The 13,017-nt window shown below is 37.5% G+C and carries 8 protein-coding genes; all 8 read right to left on the reverse strand.

Going from position 1 to position 13,017, the window contains the following annotated elements:
* Nucleotides 1-59: 59 nt before the first annotated feature.
* Complete coding sequence (locus L1I30_RS02900; protein WP_236132745.1) at nucleotides 60-1,286, reverse strand: C40 family peptidase; 1,227 nt, start codon at nucleotides 1,284-1,286, stop codon at nucleotides 60-62.
* A gap of 12 nt (nucleotides 1,287-1,298) precedes the next feature.
* Nucleotides 1,299-2,324 (reverse strand): dipeptide epimerase, encoded by a 1,026-nt coding sequence (locus L1I30_RS02905; protein ID WP_236132746.1) that lies wholly within the window; start codon nucleotides 2,322-2,324, stop codon nucleotides 1,299-1,301.
* A 17-nt stretch (nucleotides 2,325-2,341) separates the two neighbouring features.
* Entirely contained in the window at nucleotides 2,342-4,156 is a 1,815-nt protein-coding gene (locus L1I30_RS02910; RefSeq protein WP_236132747.1) for a glycoside hydrolase family 9 protein, read from the reverse strand.
* Nucleotides 4,157-4,167: 11 nt separating this feature from the next.
* Nucleotides 4,168-5,616 carry a sodium:solute symporter gene (locus L1I30_RS02915; RefSeq protein WP_236132748.1) on the reverse strand — a complete coding sequence of 483 codons (1,449 nt, stop codon included), beginning with the start codon at nucleotides 5,614-5,616 and terminating at the stop codon, nucleotides 4,168-4,170.
* A 12-nt stretch (nucleotides 5,617-5,628) separates the two neighbouring features.
* A complete protein-coding gene (locus L1I30_RS02920) occupies nucleotides 5,629-7,224 on the reverse strand; it encodes a glycoside hydrolase family 10-like protein (RefSeq protein WP_236132749.1) in 1,596 nt (531 codons plus the stop codon).
* Between the two features lie 148 nt (nucleotides 7,225-7,372).
* Nucleotides 7,373-8,872, reverse strand: a complete 1,500-nt coding sequence (locus L1I30_RS02925; RefSeq protein ID WP_236132750.1) for a SusD/RagB family nutrient-binding outer membrane lipoprotein — start codon at nucleotides 8,870-8,872, stop codon at nucleotides 7,373-7,375.
* A gap of 5 nt (nucleotides 8,873-8,877) precedes the next feature.
* Complete coding sequence (locus L1I30_RS02930; protein WP_236132751.1) at nucleotides 8,878-11,943, reverse strand: SusC/RagA family TonB-linked outer membrane protein; 3,066 nt, start codon at nucleotides 11,941-11,943, stop codon at nucleotides 8,878-8,880.
* A gap of 272 nt (nucleotides 11,944-12,215) precedes the next feature.
* Nucleotides 12,216-13,007 carry a DUF4397 domain-containing protein gene (locus tag L1I30_RS02935; RefSeq protein ID WP_236132752.1) on the reverse strand — a complete coding sequence of 264 codons (792 nt, stop codon included), beginning with the start codon at nucleotides 13,005-13,007 and terminating at the stop codon, nucleotides 12,216-12,218.
* Nucleotides 13,008-13,017: the final 10 nt, after the last annotated feature.

Consider the following 13,017-nt stretch of genomic DNA (forward strand, 5'->3'; position numbering starts at 1 on the left):
AAAAAGCCCTCTTGAGTTAAGAGGGCTTTTTAATTGTTAATCTTAAAACTTAATACTTATTACATCTTGATTTTAGTAGTATCTACCGGACTCGTAAAAATATCTTTTTTAGCAAGATATATTAAGCCTTTATCATTGGTATTTAAAACTCGCTTACTACGTAAATATCTATTATAGTTATATTCATCAAAATCGGCTGCTGTGGTGTCCATAGTACTTATATGTACATTCCCCATAGAGTGGATGAATTTGTTATCACCAATCCACATCCCAACGTGTATCACTCTTTCTGAAGTAGAATCGGTAGCCGGTCTTCCGAAGAAAAGAAGATCTCCCGCAACAAGATTTTCGAAATTCTTAGTAGAATCTACTTCGGTTCCGGTGTGAATTTGTTGAGAAGCATCTCTGGGAATCACCATTCCATTAAGGAAGTAAACTGTCTTTGTAAATCCGCTACAATCCACTCCTTTAGGAGAAGTTCCACCCCATAAATAAGGAAGTCCCATGAGTTGTTTAGAAGTTTTCACTAGATCTTCCCCAGATTCCTTTAAAGAAGCTACCCATTTCTTATATGGAAAAGCATCAGCCTTCGCTACATAAGCTTTTTTACCGTCAGGGTATTTCACCTCGTAAAATCCAATCTGGTCGCTTACAAGCTCTAAAATGTCCCCGGCAACAAGATCTGAAACCAACTGAGCATCTTTTGAAGTGCTTTCATAAGAACCACCAAAAGGATTAAGATAGATCAGTTTTTCTGCCGATTTCCATTCAGCAAATTCTTCTTCAGAAAAATTCTGAATTCCACCATAATCCACCCAGGCAATGTACCCGTCTGGAGTTTGTATTAAAAACCAACCATCCTGCTTCTTCAAAACATTTACTGGAGTACCCAAGGTTGCTTGAGTCACCAGCTCAGCCGAATGTGTTGGGTTACCACGTAAGTTAGCCACAGAGATCTTGATAACCCCTTGATTCTTGCCTTCTAAGCCTGCAGGTAATAATTGAATGCTATCTGTGAACTTAATGCTTTTAGACTCTAATTTTTCCTTCAAGGCATTTACAGCTTCCGGAATATTAGATTCTCCTTTAAGCGTGTAAACCTCATCATGCGCAATCGCTTCTACATCAAAAAGAGCGACTCTTTTATCTGGAGCATATTCATCTTTAACTTCAGAGATCACCTCTGTAGCCTCATTTTCCTGTTCTTCTTTCTGCGCCCCTTCTTCTTTACATGAAGTAAAGATCAAGAGCGTAAGAAGTGCTAAGTAATTCAGTTTTTTGACCATATTCCTACTATTTTAAATTGAATGTTCTTTATATAATTGAGCTCCCGTTCCATTTCTATCAGGGAAATGAACTTTTTCATCGTAGATTTTCACGCCATCAGCAATATCCGATTTTAATAGTAGCGGGCCGTCCATATCTACATAATCTAAAAGAGGTAAAAGTTGCGCTATTGCTGAGACTCCCACGGTAGATTCTGTCATACAGCCTACCATCACTTTTAAACCTAATCTTCTAGCTTCTTCTACCATCCTTTTGCCGGGTGTTAGTCCGCCGCATTTGGTTAATTTAATATTTACACCATGGTAATAGGCTGCACACTTTTTAACATCACTCTCCACAATACAACTCTCATCTGCAATCAAAGGTAATACGGAATTCTTATACAAGAGTTTCATTCCTTCAATATCATTTACCGCTAAAGGTTGCTCAATGAATTCTACATTTAAATCTTTAAGCTGATTGGCATTTTCTATCGCTTGCTCTGCAGTCCAGGCGGCATTTGCGTCTACTCTAAATACTGCATTGGTATGTTTTCTAAGCTCTTTTACAATTTTTACATCTTCATTAGTGCCTAATTTGATCTTATACAAAGGCCAAGGAAATTCGCTTATCTTCTGAATCATCTTCTCCACCGTATCAATGCCTATGGTGTAATTTGTAAGAGGAATCTTATCCAGAGTGAGTCCCCACATCTTATAGAGCGGCAACCCGTTCCTTTTACCATGAAGATCGTGCATGGCAATATCTAAGGCACACTGTGCAAATGGGTTTTCCTTTAAATGTGGAGACGTAAGTTCCCAAAGCTCTTCGGGTGTGCTATCTATATTCTTCTGAACAAGTGGTTCCACCTTTTTCAAGGCAGCGATCATATTTTCAACAGTAACTCCATAATAGGAAGTGGCAGCAGCTTCGCCATAGCCTGTAAAATCTCCCTGAGTTAATGCCACGATAAGAGTAGGCTGAAAATCCCGAGAACCATAACTTATGGTAAAGGTGTTCTTTAATTCCAGGTTAAAAGTAAAGGTCTCTAACTTCATTTTATTGTTATTTGAAATCATTTCTTCGCTTCATTTTGTGCAAAATATGCCATCATAAAAATAGCATCTGCTGTTCCATCCATCGTAGGTTCGTTGGTAGAGTAATCTCCAAAATCATCGTGATACACCACATAATCATTTTGAAATTGAGCAAATTCATCAGCCTCCTTTAAATTGATCCCTTTAAGATCGTTATAGACCGAAGCATATACCGGTCCATCTACCAATCCACCAGGCACTTCCTCTCGGGTTAAGAACCACACACTGGTATGTACATCTTGAGGATACTCGCCATTTCTAGGGATATTGGTAAACATTGAAGTTCCCCACGGATTTCTGCCTAAAAGCCAGTCTCTTTGTGCCAGCATAAAATCATGATACTCATTTGTTCCCGTCATTTCCTCTAGCAATAAGATTTGAGTGATCAAATTCACAGAGAGATTATTGGAACACCAGATAAACGGCACTCCAACCTTGAAAGGATTTTGACTTCCCATGGCCAGACATTCATCAATTCCTTTTCTATAATATCCTGCAAGTTCCTTTTTCAGATCCTCGTTCACAAAAGGATACAGCACATAATGCCCAATATTAAAAAACGGGTAATAACGATAATGCTCGGCTGTTGACTTTCCCATCCAGGAAACTGAATTAGCCATTTTTGCATAGGCGATGGCATCATTAAGGTAGTTAGGATCTTTAGTATTTGCATATAATTCAGCTGCCCCCCATTCCATATCATCTGCCCAGGTATCTTCATTATATCTATAAGGAGCCCCGTAAGAATTTCCCTGTTGGAAACCTTCCTGCTCTTTTCCCATTTTATAAAGCTCGTTTGCGGCAAGGGCACATTTTTGTGCAAAAACCGGATCATTCAGATCATGTTTCCAAATTCTGGCGGCAATTGCCATAGCTGCTGCCGATCTTCCGGCAAGATTTGCTATTCCTGTAGCTTTACTTTTGAATTCTCTCAAGCCCTGAGGCTTTCCTGTAGCGAAATAAGCTACTCTATAAGAATTTGGTCCCCATCCGTAATCTGATGAATCTTTATCAGGCCATTTCATACCCAAATGGTCTCTGTCATCGGCCACCTGATGAAATAATTCATTCTTACCACTATGCATTTTGTGTATCCAATCTAATCCCCATTTAGCTTCATCCAAAACATCGGGAATACCGTTGGGTTTTAAATGTCCCAAAGCATCTACCTTATCAACAAATTTTTCAGGAGCCAGTTCATAGGCCTTCAGCATTCTGGCGGTTGCATTGCTGGAAGTGATGAGGTATTTGAGCTGATCGCCGGCATCATGCCACCCGCCACTAACATCTATATAAGTAGAATCGGGCATTGGTCCATACATGCTTCTCCCATCCCGCTGGTGACATACCATATCCAGAAAGGGATTGTATCCACAGCGCTGCTGCCTCATAAACCCGATGAGGTCTTCGTGATAATTTTTATAGGAATACGCTTCTCCTATTCCGAAGTTGGAAGAAATTGCATCTTGTTTTTCAATTTTCAGATAATAGCTCCCTTTTATCTCCAAATCTGAAAAATCTAACTCATAATAATACTTAAAATTCCCCCATCCCTTCATCTTCACAGGGTGAATATTTCCCTTGAATACGGGTTTATGGGAGGCAACTGAATATACTCTGAATTTGTCTTTTATTGGCGTTTCAGAAAAAGCTATTGCTACCTTTGTATCGGCTGAAAGATATCCCACCTGATTGAGTCTAATATAAACTTCATTTTCCTGTGCCTGCGTAAAATTACAGAAGTGTAAAAGCAGCAACAGCAATATTTGAAAAGATGGAAATGTAGACTTCATACTATTTCATTTTAAAGAAAACCCGGTTTACGTATATAAAGAGTCCAAAGCCCAAAAAAGGTAATGGCCGCATTTACAAGTAAAATTTCAAATCCGAATTTATAACCATAGAACCAGGTAACAGAATTCTGATCTAGAATAACTGAAAGTATAGGAGCAATTATGCACACTACAGGAACCCATTTATCTTTTACTGTTCTTTTAGTCATTAATCCGAATGCGAAAACTCCTAATAGAGGTCCGTAGGTGAATCCTGCTACCTTAAAAACTGCACTTACCACGCTAGAATCGTTTATAGCATTGAAGATAACGATAACCAAAAACATGATTAGCGTAAACCCAATGTGCACCCAAAGGCGAATATTTTTCTGGTTTTTCTCTTTCTTCTGAATATCAAGAATATCTACACAAAAAGAAGTTGTAAGCGCTGTAAGAGCAGAATCGGCACTGGAGAAGGCCGCGGCTATAATCCCTAATAAGAATACAATTCCTGCAAATATTCCAAATTGATTTAAAGCCAGAAAAGGATAAAGATCGTCACTGCGTTCGGGAATAGGAATATTTTGATCTAAAGCATATTTATACAATAACACTCCTAAAGCCAGGAACAATAAGGTTGAAAAGAAAAAAGTGATGGAAAACCAAAAGATATTCTTTTGGGCATCTTTCTGATTTTTACAGGTTAGATTCTTCTGCATTACATTTTGATCAAGCCCATTCATGGCGATAGTTATAAACACCCCTGCGAGAAATGTCTTAAAAAAGTTTCGGTTAGAGCGCCAGTCCCAATCAAAGATCTTAGACATCTTACTTTCAGAAATCACGCTAAAGACTTCAGAAGTTTTTAGATCCATGTGATTTATAATAACCCCAATACTTATAATTACGGCTAAGAGTAAAAAAGTGGTCTGTAAAGTATCTGTCCACACAATTGTTTTAATTCCTCCTCTAAAAGTGTATAACCAGATAAGAAATATGGTTGTAAGAACAGTCACGTAGAAAGGGATTCCGAAGGCATCAAAAAAAGCGATCTGCAACACCACTGCCGCAAGAAAAAGCCTAAAAGAAGCCCCTATGGTTTGGGAGATTAGGAAAAATGAAGCACCAGCATAATAGGAATTCTGCCCAAATCTATCTTTTAGGTATTCATAAATAGAAACCAACTTCAGCTTATAAAAAAGGGGAATGAGCACTAAAGCTATAATGGCGTAACCCACCATATTCCCCATTACAAATTGCAGATAGGTCCATGCCGTGTTTCCAACTTCTCCAGGAACCGAGATAAAAGTTACTCCGGAAAGTGAAGCTCCCACCATACCATATGCCACCAGGAACCATGGCGACTGCCGGTTGGCTGTAAAAAAGGTAGTATTATCGGAAGTTTTAGAGGTGAAATGGCTAATCCCCATCAAGAGAAGGAAATATCCGGCAATGACACTAAATACTAAAATGGGGCTCATAGTAGCTATTGTTTATTTTAAAATAATTTCTTTGAATTCACTTTGCACACCATTTCGGTCTACAGCTGTAACGCCAATTTTACTTAACTTTTTCTTTTTCTCTCCAACTACATATTGCAGTTCTAAAGACATTTGAGAAGCATTCAGTATTTTGTAATCCCAAGCGCCATCGGCATATTTAAAGTATAATACCCATTTTGAGATTTCATCGGTATTTACATGAGTCCATGCAATTCTAAGTCGTTCTCCAAAAACTGAAGACCCAACAACAGGCGGTGTGGGTTGTTCTTTACTTAACCAAGGACTTGCGGGTACTAGGGCTTTCTTTTTATACGGCCCCTCTAAAAGTGCTTTCGATAAATTAGGGTTATTAACAAGAGGGCCTATACTCCAGTGGATAGTACCTTTACTCTCGGGTAACATACCTCGGGTTATCATAATTTGATTAAGTGTTTCATCGGTATTTTGATCGTCTCCGCCAAGACCTACATTAATTCCCGGCCATAAATGACGATTCTTGGTATTCTCGCTCTCCCACCATCCCAATAATACCGGGAAACTCTGATTGAGCTGATTGATCTTCCAATAAAGTTGCGGAGTAAAATAATCTACCCAGCCCTTGTTAAGCCAGAGTTTAGCATCGGCATACAACTCACTGTATTGATCCATCCCTGAAATAGACTCTGGATACCCCGGGCGCCATATTCCAAATGGACTTAAACCAAATTTCACAAATGGTTTTTCAGCTTTTATCTCTTTATAGATACGCTCAATGAAAGTATTCACGCTTTCTCTACGCCAATCGCCTTTAGAAAGCTTTCCTCCTTTAGAAGTATATGCTGAATAGCTTTTAGCGTCAGGAAAATCTTCATTATTATTATAAGAAGCATATGGGTAGAAATAATCATCGAAATGAACTCCGTCGATATCATATCGCTTCACAATATCCATTACTACTTCGGAAGTATGATCTTGAGTTCCTTTTTGAGAAGGATCCAGCCACCACATTCCATTTTTCAATTTAAATGCAAGCTCAGGATGGGTTTTAATAATTGATTGTTCGCTAATTTCTCCCCCAGTAGTATGATACGCACGATACGGATTTAACCATACATGCAATTCCAGTCCACGCTTATGAGCTGCTTCTGTCCAGAATTCTAAAGGGTCGTATAACGGATTAGGGGCTGTACCCTGCTTTCCTGTTAGAAAATGTGACCATGGCTCCAAATCGCTATTGTAAAGCGCATCTGCTTGTGGTCGAACCTGGAAGATAACCGCATTGAAATTATGAGCTTCCAAATAGTCTAAAAGCTTGATCGCTTCTTTTTGTTGCTCGGCAACTGGTAATCCCGATTTGCTGGGCCAGTTAATATTAGCAACCGTAGCTACCCATGCCGCACGAAATTCTTCAATTTTAAGAGGGGCGTTTTCCTTAAATTCTTTTTCCTCTGGAACTGGTTTCTCTTCTTCTTTTGGGGATTCTACCTCAACTTCTACTTCTTTAGGAGAAACAGGTTTTTCCTCAACGGATGGTTTAGCTGTTTTACAAGAGTTGAATGTTAAAGCACATAGCATTAACACCAAAATAGATTTTATTTTTAGCGACATATATGTATGGATAAAGCTTATAAAAAAGGATATCTAAACCTCATTAGAACTATCTTAGATCATTGCATTTAAATGCTTTATACACAAAATCTTAATATGATATTTCTAATGCTTATTTTTAGATATCCCTTAAACTGTTTTTATTCAATTAATCGGCTACATTCCACCAAAGTGGTGTAGTTAATCGAATGTATGGATCGTTATTCGGCATATTTTCATAGTTTCTGTCCTCTTCATTATATTCATACATCATTGCCTGAATCCAATCATTGTCATTAGGAAAAATACTAAGATTCACATTTTCCGGGCGTTTTAATCCGGGATAGATATCAGAACTATAATCCATTCTTCTCATATCTACCCAAGTTTCAGGATTTAAAACATTAGCTATATATTTTTGAATCATTATTTCTGATAGGCCAAAATTCGATTCTCCGATTGTGGCATCAATTTTCTGAATATAAGCATTGATCTCGTCAGAGCCTACCCCTAGTTTTTCCATATCTGCACGAATTCCAATTTTATAATCGGCATAAGCTCCAGACTTATCTCCACTTCTAAATTTGGCTTCAGCTTCAATAAACTTCACTTCGCTGAAGGTCATCATATAAGTAGAAGAATTAGGTTGGGTGTAAAAACCTCCATTACCAAGCGAAAAATCGTCTCCAGATTCTCCGTTCAAACCGCGGCCTGTTACTACTCCATGGTATCCTCCATTTACAGCTTCAGGAACTATGATCGTTAAACGTGGGTCTTCATACGGAGTTTCCAAATCCAAGGAATTCTTCAATAGCTCCACGAAGAAATCTGAAAAATAATCGAATCTTGAAGAACCATATCCACTCTCACTAAAAGGCTGATTATCATTTTCCATTTCACCGCCACCATACTGTATCAATGCATTTAAATCGTTAGAACTAATCCCTTTTTCCGCAGCTTCTATAATTGCTTGAGGATTGTATGCTAACTCCCCTGAGGATTTTTTATTTAAATGGTTCAAGTATCTGGCTTTTATAGAATACGCAAATTTTTTCCACTTCTCATGATCTCCGCCATATAACACATCTCCACCTTCATCGTTAAGTCCAATTGGGCTGGCCTCATCTAGCTGTACGATAGCTTCATCAAGCAACTGAATTATGCGGCTATAAACCTCTTGCTGTGTTTGGAATTTAGGAGTAATATTTAAAGATGATTCACTGTCGTATGTTTCATCTAAAACAATATCTCCATATTGATCGGTGGTCATTCCAAGGATATAGGCTCTTAAAATTTTACCTACAGCTTCATAGTTAGGAGCATTATACTGTTTTCCCAGATAAATTAAATCGGCTGTATTTGGTAATGCGTATACATAGGCATTTTGCCATAAGAAATAACTCCCCGTAGTTAAGAACGTGTTCCAAGATTCAGAATAATACGCTGCTGTATTCTGCGAACCGTATTGAACCACTCCCAGTACTTCTCTCGCTCCTCTATATTGTGCCGTAGCAACCGTATTTTCTATTGCACCCTGAATACGATATTGGGGTGCTAATGAGGTTGTAGTTGGTGCGGTTACCGATCCGTTTACATCAAAATAATCTTCACTACACGATGTTGTAAAGGCAATGATGCTTATTGCAAATAAATATTTATATAACTTCATGTCTCTTAAAATTTAAATTTTAATCCTAAATCAAATCCTTTAGTGTTAGGAGTTCCTAAATTATCAATTCCAACAGATCCTGCTCCGGCAATCCCTGCACCATAGGTATTTACTTCAGGGTCTACTCCACTATAATCTGTAATTGTAAATAAGTTTCTACCAGTGGCATATAGTTGCGCCGACTTAATTGAAAGCTTTTCCATTAAAGTAGAAGGAAGATTGTATGTAAGGGTTATATATCTTAATCTCATAAATGACCCATCTTCAATGAAATTCTCTGCATTTTCGGAATAGTAATTCTGATAGTATTCCTGATCTTTTGCAATTTGTATGGTATTTGGATTACCTTCAGCATCAACCCCATCTATCACAATAGTTTCTCCTCTATCAAGTGTATTGCTGCTTAAGCCATAATATGCAAGTGCAGATTCTGTTGCATTGTATACTTCATTACCTTGCACAATATCAAATAAGAAAGAAAGATTGAAGTTCTGGTAACTCAACGAGTTTGTGATGCCTAATGTCCAGTCTGGCAATCTATTTACATCATCAAAAATTGCAGCTTCTAGACTTGGCAAACCGCTAGAATTCACAACGATATCTCCATTGTCATTCCTTTTTGGGCGGTACCCTCTTAACCCGAATAAAGATCCATCGAGTATAGCTGCCCCTGCGGCAGTATTGTTAAAGGTCCAGGAATCTGACAAGTATACCTCATTTAACTGTCCTGGAAGATCCTGTACCTCACTTCGGTTCAACCCAAAGTTATAATCCATATTCCATTGTAAACTGGACGATTTCGGTAAAACTTTAACTGTAAGGAGCGCCTCAATACCTTTATTAATAATTGATCCTCCGTTTAAAGTTGCATAAAATGTTCCCGCAGATGGTGGAACTCTAATATCTCTTAAAATTTGATTATCCGATTCGCTATAGTATACACTAAAATCAAGACCTACTCTACTTTCAAAGAATCTAGAATCTATACCAAATTCATAACTATCTGTAAATTCAGGTTCAAGATTTGGATTACCAACATCTACCCCATTATAGGTATAAGCTGAACTTGCCAGTCCGTTAATGTTAGTACCTAAAGAACTTTCTAAAGCACCAATTGGAGCATCTTTACCAACCTTAGCCCATGTAGTTCTAAACTTTAAATAAGTTAATCCTTTAGATGATGTAATATCATTACCGGCATTTTTGAAAAGGTCGGTTATGATAGCCGATCCCCCTATAGAAGGATAGAAAAACGATCTCTTATTTTCAGGTAAAGTTGAAGACCAGTCATTTCTACCGGTTGCATTTAAGAACAGAGCATTTTTCCAAGATAGTTTAAGCTCACCAAAAACTCCTACCGTTCTTTTCCGCGTAAGCAACTCTGATATTGACTGATTTACCTGTAGTACATTCCCGATACTATAAATTCCCGGAGCTTGAAAACCTCTTCCGTAATTATAAACTGTATGAATTCTTAAATCTTCAACAGTATTACCAACTAACGCACTCACATTGAAATCTTCATTGATATCTTTATCAAAACTCAGAAGAAAATTTGATGTGGTTTTCCTGTGCTCTCTTTCAAATTGACTTATATAACCATCTTGACGATTCTCTATTAAAGAACCATCTCCTGTAATTCTTTTGGCAAATTGCGTATAATAATCGGTACCTAATTTATAGGAGATATTAAAGTAATCTAAGAAATCATAACTGGCACTCGCTATACCAATAAGTCTATGAACTTTATCTGTATTTGGACTATTGGCTAAACTCCAGTAAGGGTTGTCAAACATTTGATCTTGATAGATCATCTTTTGAGAACCGTCTTCATTCAAGTAATCGTGAATATCCACATTAACAGGGTAAGATAACAAACTACTGTAACTACTTCCTGCAGCATTTCCCTGTTTAGTACTATTGGTTTCAGTAACAATATAATTCGCCGAAGCTCCTACGGTTAAAGCATCTGAAAACTTGGAAGTAGAGTTTATCTTAAAGGAAGTTTTATCGTAACTGGTTCCATCTACTACTCCCTCCTGAGAAATATCACCAACGGAAGCATAAATCTGACTTTTTTCTGATCCTGCTGAATAGCTCAGATTATGATTTTGGGTTACAGCTGTAGTGTAAAAATCCTTAAAATGATCGAAGGTTTGTGTTCCGGAACTTAATTGTTCTCCCCATGAAAATTGTGAATCGGGATCGTATGTAATAACTCCCGGTTCTGGTTCTAACTGCTTACCTTGACCAAATTTGTTTTGAATGCTTGGTGTTCCCAATACTTCATCAAGTGATAAGGAACCTGAATAAGATATAGTGCTTACACCAGCTTTTCCTTTTTTAGTAGTAATAATAACTGCACCTTCTGCAGCCTGAATTCCATATAAGGCTGCAGCAGCGGGACCTTTAAGAACAGATATACTTTCTATATCTTCTGGATTAATATCAGAAGCTCTGTTAGTACTTGCCACCTCTAAACTTGAACTGGTAGAGTTATCAATAGGAATACCATCCACTACAAATAAAGGTTGGTTATTTCCTGTAATGGAAGACCCACCTCTAATCATTATTACTGCCGAAGAACCGGGAGCACCCCCAGAGTTAGCAATTGTAACTCCCGAAACCTTTCCTTGAAGTCCACTTACCAAGTTAGTTTTATTACCTTCCATAAGTTTATCGGAATTAACCGCCTGCACGGCATATCCTAAAGCTTTTTTCTCTCTCTTAATACCCAGTGCAGTTACAACTACCTCATCTAGACCTTCGGTATCTGTTTTCATGGTAATATTAAAAGTTTTTCTATCCCCAATAATAATTTCCTGGGTAGTGAAACCTAAAGAAGAAAATACTAAGGTCGTTCCACTATCATCGGGAATACTGAAAGTGAATTTCCCGTCAAAATCCGTCACAGTACCAGTGTTTGTGTTCTTAACAAAAACAGAAACTCCCGGCAACGGAATTCTGTCTTCATCAATTACTTCACCAGATACTTCTCGCTCTTGTGCCCACATTTGTAAAGAAAAGAGGCACACCACAATTAAAAGTAGCTTTCTTAATCGTTTTTCCATAATTTAAATTGATTTTAAAATCTTAATTCAGTGACATTCATAAAAGCAAAAATTTAAAGTTGAGTAAGTTTTAAATGGTTTACAGTTTTACTCTCTTTAAATTTACATAAACACATGCATTTACAGCTTTAAATATGCATTTTAGCACTATGTATTTAGTGTTAAAGTATCAAGAAGTGTAACTTTCGCTTCAACAATCTAATAATAATGGTAAAAAAGAAAGAGCCACAAAATGTGTCTCTTTCTTTTTTATAAGGGTTCCTAATTAAAGCTTAGCGTTCCCTCCAGTAATCAATATTCTTTGAGCTTGGAGATTCTGCATACGTTCCCCTAATTTGAGTAGAGTAAACTCTTCCCTTACTGGCTACATTTACGGTATTTTGAATATATGGTGTAGATGTTTCAGGATCATAATCTGAACCCGATTCAAAAACTTTAAAAGTATAATTTCCAGGTTCCAATTCTGTGTAATCTCCTCCTTGTTTAAAGGCAAGACCATTACCAAGCGAGATTACCTGGACCGCCTGCGCTGGAGAATCATCAGTTTCCGGAACTGCTGCTTTAATTGCATAAACATCTACTGAAAATGGCATATTTGCCATTGTATTCACAAATCTCCAGAAGATTTTTACTCTGTCTGATGGCGGAAGTTGATCTTCCATTACAAAAACTTCATAGCTATCTGTAGTACCTACGAGATATGCCGAATAATTCTTGTCTGCTGCAAAAGAAGCATTCGTAGAAGCTATTACATTTCCTTCAAGATCTCTAGCGTTTACATTGAAATCTCCAGAAGGGATTAATGCATACGCGTTTGAAGGAAAAACAGACCCATAAGAATTTCCTTGAACTTCATCTGCACTAGATGAACCTACTGCACTTACTTTTTGATCGTCAAAATAGAAGTTTACACTAGGTGCATTTTCTACATGAAAGAAGAATTTAACATAAGTTGCTTCTTCAGACACCGGCTCTGTAAGCTCAGGAATAGCATTTTCTTCACACGCATTAAAAAGTAGACTTACTGCAAATAATATTAGTATTTTATTGAATGTCTTTCTCATAATTTTATAG

The sequence above is a fragment of the Gillisia lutea genome (genome assembly GCF_021568705.1).
GTDB lineage: Bacteria > Bacteroidota > Bacteroidia > Flavobacteriales > Flavobacteriaceae > Gillisia > Gillisia lutea.